Raw genomic sequence first — 19,725 nt, forward strand, 5'->3', positions numbered from 1 at the left:
GGAACGGGCGGACCGTGCGGCCAGCCCGTTCCATGCAAGTCAGGACCTCGTCGACAACCTAGGCCGACATCTAGTCAGATGCCCGGGTTCAGGAGATCTTCGTGCCGGCGGACAGCAGGTCCTGGCAGGCCTGCGTGACGCGGGCGGCCATGCCGCTCTCGGCGGACTTGCCCCACGCGCGCGGGTCGTAGTCCTTCTTGTTGCCCACGTCGCCGTCGACCTTCAGCACGCCGTCGTACTTGCGGAACATGTGGTCGGCGACCGGGCGGGTGAAGGCGTACTGCGTGTCGGTGTCGATGTTCATCTTCACCACGCCGTAGGAGATCGCCTCGCGGATCTCGTCGAGAGAGGAGCCGGAACCGCCGTGGAAGACCAGGTAGAAGGGCTTCTCCTTGCCGTACTTGGCGGCGACGGCCTCCTGGATCTCCTTCAGCACGCTCGGGCGGAGCTTGACGTGGCCCGGCTTGTAGACGCCGTGCACGTTGCCGAAGGTGGCGGCCAGCAGGTAGCGGCCACGCTCGCCGAGGCCGAGCGCCTCGGCGGTGGCGAGGGCGTCCTCCGGGGTGCTGTAGAGCTTCTCGTTCATCTCGCCGACGACGCCGTCCTCCTCGCCGCCGACGACCCCGATCTCGACCTCCAGCACCACGTTGGCCTCGCGGGCCTTCTCGAGGAGCTCCTGGGCGATCTGGAGGTTCTCGTCGAGGGGGCAGGCGGAGCCGTCCCACATGTGCGACTGGAACAGGGGGTCCTTGCCGGAGGCCACGCGCTGCCGCGAGATCTCCAGCAGCGGGCGCACGAAGCCGTCGAGCTTGTCCTTCGGGCAGTGGTCGGTGTGCAGCGCGATGTTCACGGGGTACTTGTCCGCGACGACGCGGGCGTACTCCGCGAGCGCGACGGCTCCGGTGACCATGTCCTTCACCGACGTGCCGGACAGGTACTCGGCGCCACCGGTCGAGACCTGGACGATGCCGTCGCTCTCGGCCTCGGCGAAACCGCGGAGCGTGGCGTTCAACGTCTGCGAGGAGGTCACGTTGATCGCCGGGTATGCGAAACCATTGGCCTTGGCCCGGTCGAGCATGTCGGCGTAGACCTCTGGGGTCGCGATAGGCATCGGAAGTCATCTCCCTGGAAGGAACGGATGGCGGGCACGGGGCTCGGTCTTCCCCGGGGCAAGTATTGCGAAGGAGCGGCGGGCGAGGAAGCAGGAGCCGGGCTCGTGTTCACAAACGAGGCTTCGCGTCCTGTTGGCCCGTCATGGCCAGACATACCTGGTCCTACCCCTCCAGCGCGCCTGACCCGCCTGGCGGGGGTACCCTCATCCGTGATGGACCTCACAAATCTTCTGGACGCCCAATGGTGGATCGTCACCTTCGGGCTCATCGGCATCCTCGCGATCATCTTCGCGGAGACCGGGCTGCTCATCGGCTTCTTCCTGCCGGGTGACTCGCTCCTGGTCGTCGCCGGGATGGGAGCCTCCGCGGCGGTCGCGTCCTCGGTCGGCCTCGACTCGCCGTTCCCGCTGGCCGTTCTCCTCGTCGCCGCCCCGCTCTGCGCCGTCGCCGGCGCCCAGCTAGGGCACCTCATCGGCGCGAAGTCCGGCCCCCGGCTCTTCTCCAAGCCCGACTCCCGCCTGTTCAAGCGGGAGTACGTCGAGAAGGCCGAGCACTACTTCCAGAAGTTCGGGCCGTCGAAGGCCGTGGTGCTGGCGAGGTTCATCCCGATCGTGCGCACCTTCCTCAACCCGGTCGCCGGCATGCTCGGCATGCCCGCTCCGAAGTTCTTCCTGTGGAACGTCATCGGCGGCATCCTGTGGACCGAGTCGATGCTCCTCATCGGCTATTTCGCCGGCAGCGCCATCCCGAACGTCGACCGCTACATCCTCCCCGGCGCCGTGCTGATCATCCTGCTCTCGATCATCCCGATCGTGCGTGAGGTGCTGAAGAGCCGCAGGGAGTCGAGGGACGGAGCCGGCGGGCCTCGCGGCCGGCACCACCGCGACTCGGCCACCCCGCTGTAGCTCGGAGGGGCGTTGGTGCTCGCACGCAGGCGCTACTCTCCGGTATGTGGGACGCCATCGGTCTGACCCCATGGGAATCGCCCGCCTGCTTCTCGTAGGCTTGGCGATCGTCGTGGTGCTGGCTCTGATCGTGCTCGGAGTTCTGTCCCTGGTGGGGTCGCTGAAGTCCGACGACCCGGGCGCCGCGCCGCCTGGCCCGGACGGCTCCGGCCAGGTGACGCAGACCGTCTCGGCATCCTCGTCCCCCGGCGCGCCCTCGGTCGACCAGACCTCGGCAGGCACCGAGATCCCCACCGTCTTCGTCGAGTGCAGGGCCGACCGGTGCCCCCTGTTCGTCCGCGTCACCGGTGGCGACGTCGTGGAGGACCGCGACCTGAGCCGGGGCCAGCAGGCGGTCTACTCCCAGCCGAACCTCGACGTGGTCCTCGGCGACGCCTCCACGGTGTACGTCGAGTTGAACGGCAAGGCGCGCTCCCCCGGCAAGCCAGGGGAGCGGCAGAGCTTCACGGTCAAGCGCGAGGGCCGGCCGGGCTGACCGGCATTCGCTCAGTCGAGGCCGAGGTCCGCGAGCGTGTAGGCGGTGCGGTAGGGCAGCCCGGTCTCCTCGATCTTCGCCGCCGCGCCGCGGTCCACGATCGTCGCCACGCCGACGATCTCGGCCCCCGCCTCGCGCAACGCCTCCACCGCCGTCAGCACCGACCCGCCGGTGGTCGAGGTGTCCTCCACGGCGAGCACGCGGCGGCCCGCGACATCGGGCCCCTCGATGCGGCGTTGCAGGCCGTGGGCCTTGCCCTCCTTGCGCACGACGAACGCGTCCAGACGGCGCCCGCGTCCCGCCGCCGCGTGCAGCATGGCGGCGGCCAGGGGGTCGGCGCCCAGGGTGAGCCCGCCCACGGCGTCGTAGTCGAGGTCCTCGGTGAGGTCGAGCATCACCCGCCCGACCAGCGGGGCGGCGGTGCCGTCCAGCGTGATGCGCCTCAGGTCCACATACCAGTCGGCCTCGCGGCCCGAGGAGAGCACGACCCGCCCGTGCACCACCCCTTTGTTCTTGATCTCGTCCAGCAGATTCGCACGGTCGCTCATGGGGCCAGCCTAGAGGGGGGGATTCGGGTGGACCGATGGGCTACTCGTTTATCACCGCAGGTCGGTTATAGAGGGCAAACTGGTACGGTTCGCGTGAACGTTCCTAGATGTGGTCAGGCGCGGGCCGAATCGCCGGGATTCACCCTCGCACGATCAGTGGCTTCATTACCCTGAGATAGGGCCGGGCTTCGGCTGCCACCGGGCTTGGGCCATGTAGAAAGGGCGGTGTCGCGTGGATCGCTGCGCGCTGTTCGTGGACGCCGGCTACCTGCTGGCGGACGGCGCGATGGCCGTGCATGGGACCCGCCATCGCGAAGCCGTCGCCTGGGACTACCCCGGTCTGCTGCAACTCCTGTCCACCCTCTCGCGCGAGCGCACCGACCTGCCGCTCCTTCGCTGCTACTGGTACGAGGCCACCGTCGAGGGCAGGCGCACCCCCGAGCACGACGCGCTGGCCGACATCCCGGGCCTCAAGCTGCGCCTGGCGCGCATCAGGCCCGGCCGGCGCGAGGGTGTGGACGCCCAGGTCCACCGCGACCTGATGACGCTGGCCCGCAACAACGCCATCTGCGACGCCGTCGTGGTCAGCGGCGACGAGGATCTCGCCCAGGTGGTGAGCGACGCCCAGGATCTCGGCATCCGGGTCACCGTCATCCACATCGCGGCCGACGGCAGCTGGGCGGTGTCGCGCACCCTCCAGCAGGAGTGCGACGACCTCATCGAGATCGGCAGCGGCCATCTGCGGCCGTACGTCAACCTCGTGACCGGCAACATCACGGGCGGCGCCGACCTCGGGTCCACGTCCGTCAACGGGCAGCACCTCCCGCAGCCGCTGAGCAACGGCCGGCCCATGGAGAACGGCCACGCCCAGAGCAACGGCCACCAGCCTTCCTCCTCCGGTACCGCGCAGACCGCCGGGTCCGGAGCCTCGGCATCCTCCTCCCTCGGGTCGGGCTCCCACGGGTCCGGGTCCCACGGGTCCAGCGCCTTCGGCACCGGCTCCCACAGCTCGGGCTCCCACGGGTCCCTAGGGTCCGGTACTCAGGGGCAGGGCTCCGCCGGGCCGTCCCAGGAGGTCGCCACCTCCCAGGGGCCGAGCGGTCTCACGTCCGGCCAGGGGCCGAGCGGTCTGGCGTCCGGCCAGGGGCCGAGCGGTCTCACGTCCGGCTCTCACGGGTCGCCCCCCGGTTCGAGCCCTCTCGGTGCGAGTTCCACCGGGTCCACGTCCTTCGGGCTGGGCTCCCACGGTTCACTGTCCCCCGGGGACGACTCGCCCCCGTCGGCAGCGCAGGGGTCCGCCGCCCACGGGTCCGGCTCGATGGAGCCGAGCGCCCCGGCCACCGGCTCCTGGAGTGCCACCGGCTCGCAGGGCTCGGGCCTGAGTTCTCAGGGCGCCGGCCCGAACTCCCACGGCTCCAATCCTGGCTCCCAGGGATTCGACTCCCAGGGCTCCGGGTCCTACGGGTCCGGGTCCCATGGGTCGGGCTCCCACGGGTCCGGGTCCCATGATTCCCAGGGTTCATACGGCTCCGGGTCCCATGATTCCCAGGGTTCATACGGCTCCGGGTCGCACGCGACCGGCTCCCGTGGGTCGGGGTCGCACGGGTCCGGATCGCACGGGTCCGGGTCGCGTGGGGTCGCGCCGCCGAGCACGCCGCGCTCCGCACAGCCCGCGCTGCCCGCCGCCTACTCCGGCTACGCCGCGGAGCCGCAGCAGCCCTCCCACTCCCCTCCGCAGCCGCCCCCCCAGGCACCGCCCTCCCCGCCCATGGCGGCGCCCGTGCCCTCGCAGCCCCCGGCCGTGCCCAGCCAGTACAACATGGGCTCCTCGGGCGGGCCCCCGACCTACCCCGGCCCCCAGTTGGGGCCCTACACCGGCCCGCAGCCGGCCCCCGTTCCCTCGCACACCGCCACGCCGGGCACCACGACCCTGGCCGACGCGGTGAAGGCCGCGCACAAGGAGGGGCACGACTTCGGCGAGTCCGTCGCCAGGGACGCCCCCGCCCTCTGGCTGGAGGCCGTGCTCGCCCGCAAGCCGCGCATGCCCTCCGATCTCGAGGCGCGGTTGCTCCAGGGCTCGTCGCTCCCGATCGACTTCCTCCTGCACGACGAAGTACGCCACGCGCTTCGCCGTGGCTTCTGGGACGCCCTGGAACGCGCCCGGCGCTAACGTTGGAGCCATGCGGGCGCGTTCCGTGCCGATGGCTCCCGGTGGCGAGGGGGAACGATGGGTGACGAGCAGCCCCCGGGCCGTCGCGACGCCCGGGCCATGAGACAGGCGGCGCGTGCCGGGCGTTCGACGGGCACCGTCGACCTAGAGCCCGTGCTCCGCGCCCACCGGGCCGGTTATCCGAAGGCCAAGCTCGGTCCCGTGCGCCGGGCGTACGAGGCCGCCGAGCTGGCGCACCGCGGCCAGTCCCGCAAGTCGGGCGAGCCGTACATCATCCATCCGATCGAGGTCACGCTCATCCTGGCCGAGCTCGGCATGGACACCGCCACTCTGCAGGCGGCGCTCCTGCACGACACGATCGAGGACACCTCCTACACGCTCGACGAGCTGCGGTCGGACTTCGGCGACGAGATCGCCGTCCTGGTCGACGGGGTGACCAAGCTCGACGGCTCCAGGTGGGGGGAGCGCGCCGAGGCCGAGACCTTCCGCAAGATGATCCTCGCCGCCGCCGCCGACCTGCGGGTCCTGCTCATCAAGCTCGCCGACCGGTTGCACAATCTCCGCACGCTCGGCTTCCAGCCCGCGCACAAGCAGCAGCGCATCGCCCGCCAGTCCCAGGAGCTGCTGATCCCCTTCGCCGAGCGGCTCGGCATGTACGAGCTCAAGCGCGAGATGGACGACCTCTGCTTCTCGGTGTTACAGCCGGAGGCCCACGCGGCCATCGACGCCGCGCTCGCGGCCAGGGTGCCCGAGGGACGGCTGCTCCTGGAGCCCGCCGTGCGCCGCCTGAGGGCCTCGCTGAAGGAACAGCGGCTCTCGGGTGAGGTGATGCTTCACCGCCGCCACCTGTGGGCCGTCCATCTCGACGTGGGCCACCACCTCGACACGCTCCAGCCCGCCGACCTGTTCCGGCTGCTGGTGCTCGTCGACGGGGAGGACCGCGACTGCTACATCGCGCTCGGGGCCGTCCACACCAGCATGAGCCCGGTGCCGGGGAGGCTGAAGGACTTCATCTCGTTGCCGAGGTTCAACCTCTACCGCGCGCTGCACACGCGGGTGATCGCCGACGGCGGCAAGGTCATGGACGTCATCATCCGCACCCGGCAGATGCACCGCCTGGCCGAGCGCGGGCTCGCCGCCCACATCCACGACGCGTCCAGGGGGCAGCGCGCCGACGTGGCGGGGCGCATCGACCTCGAATGGCTGCGCCGCCTGCTGGCCTGGCAGAACGACGCGTCCTCCGCCGACTTCCTGGAGTCGCTGCGCGGCGACCTGCGCCCCGATCTGATCGCCGCGTTCACGACCGAGGGCGAGGTGATCCCGCTGCCTCCCGGGGCGACCCCGATCGACTTCGCCTACGCCCTCGGCCCCGAGATCGGCAACCACGCCATCGGGGCCCTGGTCAACGGCAGGCTGGCGCCGTTGCACGCGCGGCTGGACAACGGCGCGGTGGTGCACATTCTCACCGCCGAGACGGCCCGTCCCTCCGCTGAGGGGCTCGACGCCGCGACCACGCCGACGGCCCGGCTGCTGATCCGCCGGCATCTGGCCGCCCAGAGCGCGGACGACGCGGCGGACACCGGGCGGCGCATGGTGTCCGAGGCCGTCGCCGCGACCGGCATGGAGCTTCTCGACCTGGAGTCCCGGGGGGTGTCGGGCAGCGTCGCGGGGCGCCTGGGCTACCGCGAGCTGGACGACCTGTACGCGGCGGTGGCGGCGGGCGCCGTGGAGCTGGACACCCTGGTGTCCAAGCTCACGGCCGACAGCGCCTGACCCCCGGGCCCGTTCAGGAGAGGGCGTCGAAGCCCGCGCGCAGGTGCAGCAGGCGCTCGGAGAGATCGCTCAGGGGAGCGCCGCCGTTGGACTTCTCGGCCAGCTCGACGACCCGCGACAGCTCGTCCTCCACGGCGGTCAGCCGCCGGGACAGCTCGGGCAGCACCTCGGCGGCCGTGCCGTCCGTCAGCTCGACGCTCAGGCGCTCGCGCAGCAGGGACGCCTGCTCGGCCAGCCTGCGGTTCATGTTGTAGAGCTCGACGAACACCGACACCTTGGCCCGCAGCACCCACGGGTCGAAGGGCTTGGTGAGGTAGTCGACCGCGCCCGCGGCGTACCCGCGGAAGGCGTAGTCGGGGGCGCTGTCGACCACCGTGAGGAAGATGATCGGGATGTTGCGGGTGCGCTCGCGCCGCTTGATGTGCGCCGCCGTCTCGAAGCCGTCCATGCCGGGCATCCGCACGTCGAGCAGGATGAGCGCGAACTCGATGCTGAGCAGCGCCTTGAGGGCCTCCTCCCCGGACCGCGCCCGCACGGCGACCACGTCGAGCGAGCTGAGAATGGCCTCCAAAGCGATGAGGTTCTCCTCTCGGTCGTCGACCAGGAGGATTTTCGCTCGGTCCGGCATCAACCGCGTCCTTCTCTTCCGTCTCTTCCATCACCGGCTGGCCCCCGCCCGCGCGTGAGCCAGCCCCGCAGGCGTTCGAGCAGGCGATCGACGTCCACCGGCTTGGGAACGTAGTCGGAGGCGCCGGAGGCGATGCTCTTCTCCCTGTCGCCGCGCATGACCTTGGCGGTGAGCGCGATGATCGGCAGGTCGGCGAACTGCGGCATGCGGCGGATGGCCGAGGTCGTGGCCCACCCGTCCATCTCGGGCATCATGATGTCCATCAGCACCAGCGCGACGTCCTCGTTGCGTTCGAGCTGCTCGATGCCCTCGCGGCCGTTCTCGGCGTAGACCACGGTGGAGCCGTGCCTTTCGAGCACGCTCGTGAGCGCGAAGACGTTGCGGATGTCGTCGTCCACAATGAGGATCTTCGCACCGTTCAGCGGATCGTCGCCCTGCCAGGTCTGGCTCTCGGTGGGCTGGGACAGCTGGGGCATCCGCAGGTCGTCGTTCAGCGGCATCTCGGGCAGCACGTCGGAGGCGTCGAGCTCCAGCGCCCGCCCGTGCTGGACGCCGGGCAGCGAGACCGCCGCCCCGCCGTCCCCGCCCGCGAGCGGCCCGGCGTAGCTGATCGGCAGGTGGAGCGTGAACGTGCTGCCGTGCCCGGGCTCGCTCTTGGCGTGGATCTCGCCGCCGAGCAGCCGGGCGATCTCGCGGCAGATCGACAGGCCGAGGCCGGTGCCGCCGTACTTGCGGCTGGTCGTGCCGTCGGCCTGGCGGAACGCCTCGAAGATCACGTCGAGCTTCTCGGGCGCGATGCCGATGCCGGTGTCCACCACCTCGAACGACAGGATGTCGTCGCTGTCCTGGAGCGTCTCGTCGATGTACGGCACGCCGCCCGCCGCGCGGGTGATGTTGAGCCGCACCTCGCCCTTCGGCGTGAACTTCACCGCGTTGGACAGCAGGTTGCGCAGCACCTGCTGGAGGCGCTGCTCGTCCGTGCGGAGCTCCTCGGGCACCGACGGGCCGACCTCGACCGTGAAGGAGAGCCCCTTGTCCTGGGCGAGCGGGGTGAAGGTGGCCTCGACGTAGTCGACCAGCTTGGGCAGCGAGAGCTGCTGCGGGTAGATGTCCATGCGGCCGGCCTCGACCTTGGACAGGTCGAGGATGTCGTTGATCAGCTGCAGCAGCGCCGAGCCGGCTCCGTGGATGGTTCTGGCGAACTCCACCTGCTGGGAGGTCAGGTTGCCGTCGCTGTTCTCGGTGAGGAGCTTGGCCAGCACCAGGAGGCTGTTCAGCGGGGTGCGCAGCTCGTGGGACATGTTGGCGAGGAACTCGGACTTGTAGCGCGAGGAGACCGCGAGCTGCTCGGCGCGCTCCTCCAGGGTGCGGCGGGCCTGCTCGATCTGGAAGTTCTGGATCTCGATGGCGCGGTTCTGCTTGGCCAGCAGGGCGGCCTTGTCCTCAAGCTCGGCGTTGGACCTGCGCAGCTCCTCCTGCTGCCGCTGGAGCTCGTCGGAGCGCTCGCGGAGCTCGGTGGTGAGCCGCTGGGACTCGATGAGCAGGCCCTCGGTGCGGGAGTTGGCGATGATGGTGTTCATCGTGACGCCGATGGTCTCGACGAGCTGGTTGAGGAAGGCCAGATGGACCTCGCCGAACCGGCTGAACGAGGCAAGCTCCAGCACGCCGAGCACCTGGTCCTCGAACAGCACCGGCAGCACCACGATCTGGGCCGGAGTCGACCGGCTCAGCCCGGAGTCGATGGTCAGATAGTCGGAGGGGACGTCGTCCAGCACGATCGGCCGGCCCTCCGCGGCGGCCTGCCCCACGATGCCCTGCCCGAAGGCGAAGCTCTGCCGGGGGTTGCGGCCGGGCCGCACGCCGTAGCCGGCGATCAGCCGCAGCTCGTTGTCGTGCGGGCTCGGCACCATGTAGAAGGCGCCGTACCGCGCGGACACCAGCGGCGTCAGCTCGCTCATGATGAGCTTGGCGACCTCCATGAGGTCGCGGTGGCCCTGCATGAGGCGGGAGACGCGGGCGAGGTTGCTCTTGAGCCAGTCCTGCTCCTGGTTGGCCTTGGTGGTGGCGACCAGGTTGGACACCATCGTGTTGATGTTGTCCTTCAGGTCGGCCAGCTCGCCCTGCGCGTCGACGGTGATCAAGCGGGTCAGGTCTCCGCGGGCGACCGCGCTGGTGACCTCGGCGATGGCGCGCACCTGGGTGGTGAGGTTGCTGGCCAGCTCGTTCACGCTCTCGGTGAGCCGCTTCCAGGTGCCCTCGACGCCCTCCACACGGGCCTGGCCGCCGAGCTGCCCCTCTGAGGCGACCTCGCGGGCGACGCGGGTGACCTCGGAGGCGAACGAGGAGAGCTGGTCGACCATCCTGTTGATGGTGGTCTTGAGGACGAGGATCTCGCCCTGGGCGTCGACGTCGATCTTGCGGGACAGGTCGCCCCTGGCGACCGCCGTGGTGACCTCGCCGATGTTGCGCACCTGGTAGGTGAGGTTGGTGGCCATCAGGTTGACGTTGTCGGTGAGGTCCTTCCAGACGCCCGACACGCCGCGGACCCTGGCCTGGCCGCCGAGCTGACCCATGGTGCCGACCTCGCGCGCGACGCGGGTGACCTCGTCGGCGAACAGCGAGAGCTGGTCGACCATGGTGTTCACGGTGTCCTTGAGCTGCAGGATCTCGCCCTGCGCGTCCACCGTGATCTTGCGGGACAGGTTGCCCTGGACGACCGCCGTGGAGACGGCCGCGATCTGGCGCACCTGGGAGGTCAGGTTGTTCGCCATGAAATTGACGTTGTCGGTGAGGTCCTTCCAGACGCCCGACACGCCGCGCACCTGCGCCTGGCCGCCGAGCTGGCCCTCGGAGCCCACCTCGCGGGCCACGCGGCTCACCTCGGAGGCGACCGACGAGAGCTGGTCGACCATGGTGTTGATCGTGGACTTCAGCTCCAGGATCTCGCCCTGGGCGTCGACGTCGATCTTCTTCGACAGGTCGCCGCCGGCCACGGCCTTGGTCACCTGGGCGATGTTGCGCACCTGGTAGGTGAGGTTGTTGGCCATGCTGTTGACGTTGTCGGTGAGGTCCTTCCAGACGCCCGACACGCCCTTCACCTCGGCACGGCCGCCGAGCTGGCCCTCGGTGCCGACCTCGCGGGCGACGCGGGTGACCTCGTCGGCGAACAGCGAGAGCTGGTCGACCATCGTGTTGAGGGTCTCTTTGAGCTGGAGGATCTCGCCCCTGGCGTCCGCGGTGATCTTCTTGGAGAGATCGCCCTGCGCGACGGCCGTCGCCACGGTGGCGATGTTGCGCACCTGGCTCGTGAGGTTGCTCGCCATGACGTTGACGTTGTCGGTGAGGTCCTTCCAGACGCCCGACACGCCCCGCACGCGGGCCTGGCCGCCCAGCTCGCCCTCGGTGCCGACCTCGCGGGCGACACGGGTGACCTCCTCGGCGAAGGCGGAGAGCTGGTCGACCATGGTGTTGACGGTGTTCTTGAGCTCCAGCATCTCGCCGACCGCGTCGACCGTGACCTTGCGGCTGAGGTCGCCCCGCGCCACGGCGGTGGTGACCACGGCGATGTCGCGGACCTGGGCTGAGACCCGGCTGGACATGGTGTTCACGGCCTCGGTGAGGTCGCGCCAGCTTCCCGACATGCCGCGCAGGTTGGCCCGGCCGCCGAGCTGGCCCTCCGAGCCGACCTCGCGGGCGACGCGGGTGACCTCTGAGCTGAAGAGCGAGAGCTGGTCGACCATGCCGTTGATGGCCTTGCCGAGCCGGCGCACCTCTCCGCGGGAGGTGCGGTCCATGTCGATGCGGCGGGAGAGATCGCCCTGGGCGACCGCGTCGAGGACGTCGGCCGCGCTGCTGACCGGGCCGACGAGGGCGTCGATCAGGGCGTTCACGGAGTCGACGCTCTCGGCCCAGGAGCCCACGCCCGGCCCCGGAGTCAGGCGGACGCCGAAGCGCCCCTCCTTGACCACTTCGCGGCGGACGCGGAGCAGCTCGTTCGCGAGGTGCTCACGGCGGTCGGCCACCTCGTTGACCAGCAGGCGGACCTCGCTGAGTATGCCCGGTGGGGCATGGGGCACCCGTCGGCGGAAGTCGCCGTCACGCCACGTGATGAGCGTCTCCAAGAGGGGCCGGAGCTCAGACTCGGTATAGGACCGCTCCGAACTGGCCCCCGTGGTCGGGGTACCCTTCATGAAGCCTCCTTCACGCTGTTCGGGCGGGACTCGGAGTAGTGCCAGTCTGGCATGAAGGACGCCATGCGGTCGCCCAGTCGATTGACCGCATGTGGGAGCCGACTGTGGTAAGCACGGTGCAATGACAAGTTCTTCCCGGGGTGTGCTGGCCGCTTCGTTCGCGCCTGGCAGAACGGCCCTACCCGCCGCGTTGCGGTTCACGCGTGAGGTGATGACCGCGTGGGCGGCCGCTCCCATCGGCGCGGAGGCCGAGCGGCTGACCGGAGAGCTGGTCTCCGAGGTCGGCGATGTCCCTTTTGAGATCGTATGGGTGCACCAGGGGGATTCCCTCCAGATCGAGGTTCGCCAGAAGAGCGACGACGAGGTCGCCACGGCCCCGTCGTCCGCTCCTGTCACCGTCTGGGGCGTGAGCTTCGCGGGGGCTCTCCGCACCCGCTGGGCCCGCCTTCACCTGCCCGGCGGCGACGGCGGCCGCGTGGTGGACGACTGGACCGGGCAGGGGTCCTCGCAGGGGCCCGGCTGGCTCGGCTTCCTCGCCGACGCGAGCGATCTGCTCGCCGGCACCCTCGACCCCGACATGGTCCCCGCGCTGATCGCCCAGATCGTGGTGCCGCGCCTCGCCACCTGGTGCGCCGTCTACACGGCCGACTCCGGTCTCGGGCCGCTCGGCCTCTCCTATCTCTGGCACGCCGACGAGTCCCAGATCGACCTGCTGCGCGAGCAGCTCGACAGGGTCGTGATCCCCTCGGTGGACAACCTCACCCCGGTGCCGGTCCAGCTCGGCGACTGGCAGTCGCTGGCCTTCCCCCTGGTGGCCCGCGGGCGCAGCCTCGGCATGATGTGCCTCGGGCGCTCCGGCCGCTTCCCCGACGACGTCGCCCAGCTCGCGGAGGACCTCGGGCGGCGGGCGGCGCTGGCGATGGACAACGCCCGGCTCTACGCCCAGCAGGCCGACGCCAACCGCGCCCTGCAGCGCAGCCTCCTGCCGCCCGGCACCCCCGCCGAGACCCCCGGCCTCGACTACTCCGTGGTGTACGAGCCGGCGGGCGAGACCAACGAGGTCGGCGGCGACTTCTACGACCTGTTCACCACCGGTGAGAGCTCCTGGCGGTTCGCGATCGGCGACGTCTGCGGCACCGGCCCGCAGGCCGCGGCGGTCACCGGCCTCGCCCGCCACACGATCCGCCTGCTCGCCCGCGAGGGGTACGACGTGGCGTCGGTCGTCTCGCGGCTGAACCAGGCGATCCTGGAGGAGGGCGAGCGGGCGAGGTTCCTGACCCTGCTCCACGGCGAGATCACCCGCACCGACGACGGCCTCGACCTCTCGCTGATCTCCGCCGGGCATCCCGAGGCCCTGCGGCTGAGGCCGAGCGGTGTGGTGGAGGCCGTGGTGACCTCCCAGTCCCTGCTCGGGGTCTTCCCCGAGGCCGAGTTCGTCGCCGACCGCGTCCACCTGGCGCCGGGAGACGTCCTGCTGGGCGTGACCGACGGGGTGACCGAGCGCCGGTCGGGCGAGCGGCTGCTGGACGACGACGGCGGCCTGTCCAAGCTCCTCGCCGAGTGCGCCGAGCTGTCCGCGCGCGCGGTGGCCGAGCGCATCCGCCGCGCGGTGCAGGACTTCGCGATCGAGCCGAGCGCCGACGACCTGGCCATCCTGGTCCTCCGGGCCGACTAGGCGGCGCTCAGGGGCGGCTGGAGGCAGGCTGGGCGAGCCCGACGTGCTTGCGGGCGAAGTCCAGCTGCGCCGACATCTGCCGGATGCGCTCCTCGACGACCAGCGTGCCGTGACCCGCGTTGTAGCGGTAGACCTCGAACTCGTGCCGCCGCTCGGTGAGCTTCTCCAGGTACTTCTCGATCTGACTGATCGGCGAGCGCGGGTCGTTCTCGCCGGCCAGCACCAGCAGCGGCGCCTGGAGCGAGTCGAGGTAGGAGATCGGGGACGACGCCGCGTACAGGTCGGGCACCTCCTGCGGGGAGCCGCCGAACAGGGCGCGGTGGTAGGCGCGCAGCCCCTCGGTCTCGTCGCCGTAGGCCGCCGCGTGGTCGGCGATCGGCACGGCCGCGATGCCCGCGACCCAGGTCTTAGGCTGGGTGCCGATGCCGAGGAGCGTGAGGTAGCCGCCCCAGGAGGCGCCCGCGAGCACCAGCCGTTCGGGGTCGGCCACACCCTGGTTGACGGCCCAGTCGCGCACCGCCGCCACGTCGGCCAGCTCGATGTGGCCCACGTCGCCCCGAAGGGCGTCCCGCCAGGCCGAGCCGTAGCCTGTGGAGCCCCGGTAGTTCACGCGGATGACGGCGAAGCCGGCGTCGACCCAGGCGGCGACGTTCGGGAGGAACGAGTCGTCGTCCTGCGCGGCCGGGCCGCCGTGCAGCAGGAACACCGTCGGGTACGGCGCGGGGCCGCTCTCCGGCCGCGAGACCAGGGCGTGGATGCGCCCGCCCGGCCCCTCGACGAAGACGTCCTCCAGCGGCACCGAAGGCGGCGCGGAGGGCCCCGACTGGTTCATGACCACGTGCCCGTCGCTGGACCTGACCACCGGAGGATGCGCGGCGCTCGACCAGGAGTACTCCACCGTGCCGTCCGGCCGGGGCATCGCGTCATGGATGACGCCGTGCAGGGTCTTGATCGGCGTGAGCCCGCCGCCGCCCAGGTCGTACCGGAACAGCTCGGTCCTGGCGCGGTTGTTGTGGCCGATGAGCAGGGCGCGTCCGTCGTGGTACCAGTCGGCGGTGATCTCGCCGGGCACCCGCAGCCAGATCTCGCGCTGCTCGCCGGTCACCGGATCCCAGACCAGGGGCTCGCGGCGGCCCCGCCGCTCGTGCAGGGCGAGGATGCGCCGGTCGGTCATGGTGGGGGCGAACCGCACCCCGGTGAAGCCCTTGCCCGGCCCGTCGTTCAGGTCGCCGACGACCTGGCCGTTGGACCTGATCACGCGAAGCGCGGGGTGGCGCGAGTCGCCGTGCTCGCTGTGGCTCACCGCGATCAGCGTGCCGTCGAGCGACATGCCGGCGACCTGGACGAACTCGCGGGACTCGTAGATCACGGTGGGCTTCTCGTCGCCGCCGAGCCGCGTGTGGAGCACCTGGAAGCCGTGGCGGCTGCTCCTGCCGACGGCGGCGGTGCCCGTGGCCGACAGCGCGAGGCCGGTCGGGTGCCCGGGTGCGAGGTCGGGATGGGCGGGCGTCTCGGGGCCGCCGTTGAACGGCTGGCGCATCCAGATGCCGAACTCGTCGCCGTAGGTGTCGGAGAACCAGTAGATCCACTGGCCGGTCGGGTCGATGGCGGCGTGGGACGTGCCCCTCGGGCGGCTGGTCACCTGACGCGTGGCGCCGTTCGACCGGTCCCAGGCGTGGATCTCCCAGATGCCGGAGATGTTGCAGCGGTAGACGGCTCGGGCCGGCGCCAGCCGTGCCCAGACGGGCAGGGTCATACGTGCCGCGCGGAACCTGGCCTGCCAGCGTTCCTCGGCCTTCATGGGCGTGCCCCTCCCTCACGCTCTCCCGGACCCGGGATCGGCGGGTTGCCGTTAAGTATGTCGCTTGGAAACGGAAAATGGCCTACAAAGTCGGGGAAATTCGTGATTCCAGTTCGCCTAGGCGATCTTACGGAAGAGGGAGATCCGGCACGACATTTTCACGGTCATCGGGTCCGGAAGGCGTGAGATCTCTTCCCTGAGCGCCACAGGGTCGGTGTGCCAAGCGCTCGGACCCATGCCTACCACGGTCTCTATGGCCTTGGGGCCGAGCAGCATGTCTGATTCCTCGGTCACGTGCGCGGTCTCGGTGAAATGCGCCCCCAGGGCCTCCTCGACCCGCCGGCTCTTGGACTCGTCCACCGAGAGCAGGCCGAGCCTTTCGACCAGGGGCGCGAGGTGGCGCGGCGTCGGCGTCACCACGATGAGGACGCCGCCGGGCCGCAGCACCCGGGCGAACTCGGGCCCGTTCCTCGGGGCGAAGACGTCGAGCAGGACGTCGGCGCAGCCGTCCCTGACCGGCAACGGCCGCCACACGTCCGCGACGACGGCGCCGATGCGGGGGTGGGCGCGGGCCGCCCGCCTGAGCGCGTGCTTGGAGATGTCCAGCGCGATCCCCACGTCGCCGGGCCCCAGCGTCCCGGCGAGGTAGTGGCCCGTGCCGGCCCCGGCGTCCAGCACGACCCTGCGCCGTCCGGCCGTACGCCCGTCGTCGTCCCGGTCCGTACCGCCGGCGGTGCCCCGGTGGCCGGCCAGCTCGCTGAGCCGGCCGGCCAGGGACGCGAAGTGCCCCGCGCCGAGGAACTCGGCCCGCGCGGCCACCATGGCGGGGGTGTCGGCGGTGCCGGGGACGCCCGACCCCGTCAGCAGGCTCACGTAGCCCTGCCTGGCGACGTCGAAGGAATGACCTCGCGCGCACCGCACCGCCGCGCCCTCGATGGCGAGATCGCCGCGGCAGACGGGGCAGACAAGGTACTCGATGGCGTCGACCAGCATGCCCCCATCATCCCGAACCGCGCGTTCAGGCCGGGACGGAGGCGACCCCCGGTGCCAGGAACGGACGGCCGTTGACCTCGGCGGAGACCCCCGTGCGGTCGAGATACGGGGTGATCCCACCGGTGTGGAACGGCCAGCCGGCGCCGAGGATCATGCACAGGTCGATGTCCTCGGCGGCGGCGACCACGCCCTCGTCGAGCATCAGGCGCACCTCCTCGGCCATCGCGGCCAGCGCGCGGTCGCGCACCTGCTCGGCGCTCGGCCCCTCGGCCCCCGACCCCTCGAAGATCTGCCGCGCCTCGGGGTCGATCGAGAAGTCCGGCGCGTAGACCCCGGGCTTGCCGGCCTTCACGAGCGCCGCCAGGTTCGCGGACACGCCGTACCGGCCGGGGAAGGCCTCGTGCAGGGTCTCGGCGACGTGGAGGGCCACGGCCGGGCCGACGAGCTGGAGCAGCGTGAACGGCGTCATCGGCAGCCCCAGGCCGTCCAGCGCGTGGTCGGCCGTCGCGATCGGGGTGCCCTCGTCGACCGCCCCGATGACCTCGCCCATGAAGCGGGTGAGCAGCCGGTTCACCACGAACGCCGGGGCGTCCTTCACCAGCACGCTGGACTTCCTGAGCGTCTTGCCCACCGCGAATGCCGTGGCCAGCGTCGCGTCGTCGGTGCGCTCGCCCCTGACGATCTCCAGCAGGGGCAGCACCGCGACCGGGTTGAAGAAGTGGAAGCCCACCACGCGCTCGGGGTGCCGCAGCTCGGCCGCCATCGCGGTGACCGAGAGGGAGGAGGTGTTGGTGGCCAGCACGCACTCGGGACCGACGACGGCCTCGACCTCGGCGAAGACCTGCCTCTTGACCTTGAGGTCCTCGAAGACGGCCTCGATGACGAAGTCGGCGTCGGCGAACGCGTCCTTGGTCAGCGACCCGGTCACGAGGCCCTTGAGCCGGTTGGCCTGGTCGGCGCTGATCCGGCCCTTGCCGAGCAGCTTGCCGACCTCGGCGTGCACGTACCCGACGCCCTTGTCGAGGCGCGCCTGGTCGAGGTCGGTGAGCACCACCGGCACCTCCAGGCGGCGGGCGAACAGCAGGGCGAGCTGCGAGGCCATCAGGCCCGCGCCGACCACGCCGACCTTGGTGACCTTGCGGGCCAGCGCCCGGTCCGGAGCCCCGGCCGGCCGCTTGGCCCGTCGCTGCACCAGGTCGAAGGAGTACAGCCCGGCGCGCAGCTCGTCTCCCATCAGCAGGTCGGCCAGCGCCTGGGTCTCGGCCTCGAAGCCCTCGTCACGGTGGGCCGTACGGGCGAGCTCCACCAGGTCCAGCGCCCGGTAAGGGGCGGGGGAGGCGCCGCGCAGCTTCAGGTCGACCAGAGTGCGCGCGCCCGCGACGGCCGCCTTCCAGGACTCGGCGTCCTGGGTGAACGGCGGGCGGGCGACGGAGGTCTCACCGGTGAGCACGCGGGAGGCCCAGCGCAGGGACTCCTCAAGGAAGTCGGCGGGCTCGAACACCGCGTCCGCCACACCGAGCTTGAACGCCTCGGTGCCCTTGAGCATGCGGTTCTGGGACAGCGGGTTCTCGATGATCAGCTTCAGCGCGTTCGCCGGGCCGATCAGCCGGGGGAGCAGCTGCGTGCCGCCCCAGCCGGGCACCAGGCCGAGGAAGCACTCGGGGAGCGCGACCGCGGGGACGCCCGACGAGATCGTGCGGTAGGTGCAGTGCAGCGCCACTTCCAGGCCGCCGCCCATCGCCGCGCCGTTCACGAAAGCGAACGACGGGATCTCCAGCTCTCCGAGCCGCCGGAACACCTCGTGCCCCAGCCGGCCGAGGCCCTCTGCCTGCTCGCGGTCGCGTACGAGCGACGCGCCCTTGAGGTCGGCGCCGACGGCGAAGATGAAGGGCTTGCCGGTGACGCCGACCGCCGCGAGATCGGTGCGGTCGCAGATGGCGTCCAGGGCCTTGTCCAGCTCGGCGAGGCCGCGCGGGCCGAAGGTGCTCGGCTTGGTGTGGTCGAAGCCGTTGTCCAGCGTGATCAGGGCCATCGTGCCCGCGCCGCCGGGCAGCCGGACGTCGCGTACGAGCGCGCCGGTCACGACCTCGTCGGCGAAGATCTTGGTGATGTCGCTCACTTGGCGCCCTCCCAGGCGAGGTTCTCCCAGACAACCGTGCCGCCCATGCCCATGCCGACGCACATCGTGGTGATGCCGTAGCGCACGTCGGGGCGCTCGCCGAACTCGCGGGCGAGCTGAGTCATCAGCCGTACGCCCGAGGAGGCGAGCGGGTGGCCGAACGCGATCGCGCCGCCGTACGGGTTGACCCTCGGGTCGTCGTCGGCGATGCCGAAGTGTTCGAGGAAGGCCAGCACCTGCACGGCGAAGGCCTCGTTGATCTCGAACAGGCCGATGTCGCCGACGGACAGCCCGGCCAGGCGCAGCGCCCGCTCGGTGGAGGGGATGGGGCCGACCCCCATGACCTCGGGGTCGACGCCGGCGAAGCCGTAGGAGACCAGCCTCATCTTGGGCGTCAGGCCGAGCTCGGCGGCGGTGTCGGCGGCGGCGAGGATGCTGCCGGTGGCGCCGTCGTTGATGCCCGCGGAGTTGCCGGCGGTGACGTGGCCGTGCGGGCGGAAGGGCGTCTTGAGCGAGGCGAGGCCCTCGATGGTGGTGCCGGGCCGCGGCGGCTCGTCCTCGGTGGCGAGGCCCCAGCCCTCCGCGGCCTTGCGGGTGGCCATCGGCACCAGGTCGGGCTGGATCCTGTTGTTCGCGTAGGCCTTGGCGACCTTCTCCTGGGAGGCGACGGCGTAGGCGTCGGCACGCGCCTTGCTGATCGCCGGGTAGCGGTCGTGGAGGTTCTCCGCGGTCATGCCCATGATCAGCGCGGAGCCGTCGACCAGCTTCTCGGACAGGAAGCGCGGGTTGGGGTCGACGCCCTCGCCCATGGGGTGGCGGCCCATGTGCTCGACGCCGCCCGCGATGGCGACGTCGTAGGCGCCGAAGGCGATGCCGCCCGCCACGCTGGTGACCGCCGTCATCGCGCCCGCGCACATGCGGTCGATGGCGTAGCCGGGCACGGACTTCGGGAGCCCGGCCAGCACCGCGGCCGAGCGGCCGATGGTCAGGCCCTGGTCGCCGATCTGGGTGGTGGCGGCGATGGCCACCTCGTCGACACGCTCGGGCGGCAGGGTCGGGTTGCGCCGCATCAGTTCACGGATGACGCGGACGACCAGGTCGTCGGCGCGCGTCTCGGCGTACAGGCCCTTGGGGCCCGACTTGCCGAAAGGTGTGCGTACGCCGTCGACGAACACGACGTCACGGGACGAAGGCACGGTTGGCTCCTCGCTGCCGGGTAGCTTCCGGCTTTGGGCTACTCGTGAGTAACATGATGCCACGGCCGCGCCCCTGGTCG

The 19,725-nt window shown here is 71.1% G+C and carries 13 protein-coding genes; 5 read left to right on the top strand and 8 right to left on the bottom strand.

The window, feature by feature from the left end:
* Window positions 1-88 precede the first annotated feature (88 nt).
* The gene (gene fbaA / locus OG589_RS38235; RefSeq protein WP_405143372.1) at window positions 89-1,111 is read right to left on the bottom strand and encodes a class II fructose-bisphosphate aldolase; all 1,023 of its coding nucleotides are present in this window, start codon (window positions 1,109-1,111) and stop codon (window positions 89-91) included.
* Window positions 1,112-1,324: 213 nt separating this feature from the next.
* On the opposite strand from fbaA, the gene OG589_RS38240 reads away from it, so the two are divergent.
* Together OG589_RS38240 and OG589_RS38245 are read left to right on the top strand one after the other, a co-directional pair.
* The gene (locus tag OG589_RS38240) at window positions 1,325-2,017 is read left to right on the top strand and encodes a DedA family protein (protein WP_405143374.1); all 693 of its coding nucleotides are present in this window, start codon (window positions 1,325-1,327) and stop codon (window positions 2,015-2,017) included.
* A 100-nt stretch (window positions 2,018-2,117) separates the two neighbouring features.
* Window positions 2,118-2,552, top strand: a complete 435-nt coding sequence (locus tag OG589_RS38245) for a hypothetical protein (RefSeq protein ID WP_405143376.1) — start codon at window positions 2,118-2,120, stop codon at window positions 2,550-2,552.
* Window positions 2,553-2,563: 11 nt separating this feature from the next.
* Here the strand turns inward: OG589_RS38245 and pyrE are convergent, their stop codons facing one another.
* A complete protein-coding gene (pyrE, locus tag OG589_RS38250) occupies window positions 2,564-3,100 on the bottom strand; it encodes an orotate phosphoribosyltransferase (RefSeq protein ID WP_405143377.1) in 537 nt (178 codons plus the stop codon).
* 232 nt (window positions 3,101-3,332) lie between these two features.
* On the opposite strand from pyrE, the gene OG589_RS38255 reads away from it, so the two are divergent.
* Window positions 3,333-5,270, top strand: a complete 1,938-nt coding sequence (locus OG589_RS38255; protein ID WP_405143378.1) for an NYN domain-containing protein — start codon at window positions 3,333-3,335, stop codon at window positions 5,268-5,270.
* Window positions 5,271-5,327: 57 nt separating this feature from the next.
* Window positions 5,328-7,043, top strand: coding sequence for a RelA/SpoT family protein (locus tag OG589_RS38260; protein ID WP_405143379.1), 1,716 nt, complete (start codon window positions 5,328-5,330; stop codon window positions 7,041-7,043).
* Window positions 7,044-7,056: 13 nt separating this feature from the next.
* On the opposite strand, the gene OG589_RS38265 is transcribed toward OG589_RS38260, so the two are convergent.
* Both OG589_RS38265 and OG589_RS38270 read right to left on the bottom strand, forming a co-directional pair.
* The gene (locus OG589_RS38265; RefSeq protein ID WP_405143380.1) at window positions 7,057-7,671 is read right to left on the bottom strand and encodes a two-component system response regulator; all 615 of its coding nucleotides are present in this window, start codon (window positions 7,669-7,671) and stop codon (window positions 7,057-7,059) included.
* Entirely contained in the window at window positions 7,671-11,861 is a 4,191-nt protein-coding gene (locus OG589_RS38270) for a HAMP domain-containing protein (RefSeq protein ID WP_405143381.1), read from the bottom strand. Before OG589_RS38270 ends, OG589_RS38265 begins: the two co-directional genes overlap by 1 nt.
* Before the next feature lie 211 nt (window positions 11,862-12,072).
* On the opposite strand from OG589_RS38270, the gene OG589_RS38275 reads away from it, so the two are divergent.
* On the top strand, window positions 12,073-13,536 hold the full coding sequence (locus OG589_RS38275; RefSeq protein WP_405143383.1) for a PP2C family protein-serine/threonine phosphatase: 1,464 nt from the start codon (window positions 12,073-12,075) through the stop codon (window positions 13,534-13,536).
* A 7-nt stretch (window positions 13,537-13,543) separates the two neighbouring features.
* Here the strand turns inward: OG589_RS38275 and OG589_RS38280 are convergent, their stop codons facing one another.
* The 4 genes from OG589_RS38280 to OG589_RS38295 all read right to left on the bottom strand — a co-directional run bounded on the left by OG589_RS38280 (window position 13,544) and on the right by OG589_RS38295 (window position 19,645).
* The gene (locus OG589_RS38280; protein WP_405143384.1) at window positions 13,544-15,337 is read right to left on the bottom strand and encodes a prolyl oligopeptidase family serine peptidase; all 1,794 of its coding nucleotides are present in this window, start codon (window positions 15,335-15,337) and stop codon (window positions 13,544-13,546) included.
* Window positions 15,338-15,454: 117 nt separating this feature from the next.
* Window positions 15,455-16,330 carry a putative RNA methyltransferase gene (locus OG589_RS38285; protein WP_405143385.1) on the bottom strand — a complete coding sequence of 292 codons (876 nt, stop codon included), beginning with the start codon at window positions 16,328-16,330 and terminating at the stop codon, window positions 15,455-15,457.
* Window positions 16,331-16,355: 25 nt separating this feature from the next.
* On the bottom strand, window positions 16,356-18,449 hold the full coding sequence (locus OG589_RS38290) for a 3-hydroxyacyl-CoA dehydrogenase NAD-binding domain-containing protein (protein ID WP_405143386.1): 2,094 nt from the start codon (window positions 18,447-18,449) through the stop codon (window positions 16,356-16,358).
* Window positions 18,446-19,645 (bottom strand): thiolase family protein, encoded by a 1,200-nt coding sequence (locus tag OG589_RS38295; protein ID WP_405143387.1) that lies wholly within the window; start codon window positions 19,643-19,645, stop codon window positions 18,446-18,448. The genes OG589_RS38290 and OG589_RS38295 overlap by 4 nt, the downstream gene beginning before the upstream one ends.
* Window positions 19,646-19,725: the final 80 nt, after the last annotated feature.

This window comes from Sphaerisporangium sp. NBC_01403 (assembly GCF_045040145.1).
Lineage (GTDB): Bacteria > Actinomycetota > Actinomycetes > Streptosporangiales > Streptosporangiaceae > Sphaerisporangium > Sphaerisporangium viridialbum.

Excerpts from the sequence above, each read along its gene's own strand:
- OG589_RS38265 (WP_405143380.1), bottom strand. The coding sequence starts at position 7,671 with ATGCCGGACCGAGCGAAAATCCTCCTGGTCGACGACCGAGAGGAGAAC.
- OG589_RS38240 (WP_405143374.1), top strand. The coding sequence starts at position 1,325 with ATGGACCTCACAAATCTTCTGGACGCCCAATGGTGGATCGTCACCTTC.
- OG589_RS38280 (WP_405143384.1), bottom strand. The coding sequence starts at position 15,337 with ATGAAGGCCGAGGAACGCTGGCAGGCCAGGTTCCGCGCGGCACGTATG.
- OG589_RS38270 (WP_405143381.1), bottom strand. The coding sequence starts at position 11,861 with ATGAAGGGTACCCCGACCACGGGGGCCAGTTCGGAGCGGTCCTATACC.
- OG589_RS38285 (WP_405143385.1), bottom strand. The coding sequence starts at position 16,330 with ATGCTGGTCGACGCCATCGAGTACCTTGTCTGCCCCGTCTGCCGCGGC.
- OG589_RS38260 (WP_405143379.1), top strand. The coding sequence starts at position 5,328 with ATGGGTGACGAGCAGCCCCCGGGCCGTCGCGACGCCCGGGCCATGAGA.
- fbaA (WP_405143372.1), bottom strand. The coding sequence starts at position 1,111 with ATGCCTATCGCGACCCCAGAGGTCTACGCCGACATGCTCGACCGGGCC.
- OG589_RS38275 (WP_405143383.1), top strand. The coding sequence starts at position 12,073 with ATGACCGCGTGGGCGGCCGCTCCCATCGGCGCGGAGGCCGAGCGGCTG.
- pyrE (WP_405143377.1), bottom strand. The coding sequence starts at position 3,100 with ATGAGCGACCGTGCGAATCTGCTGGACGAGATCAAGAACAAAGGGGTG.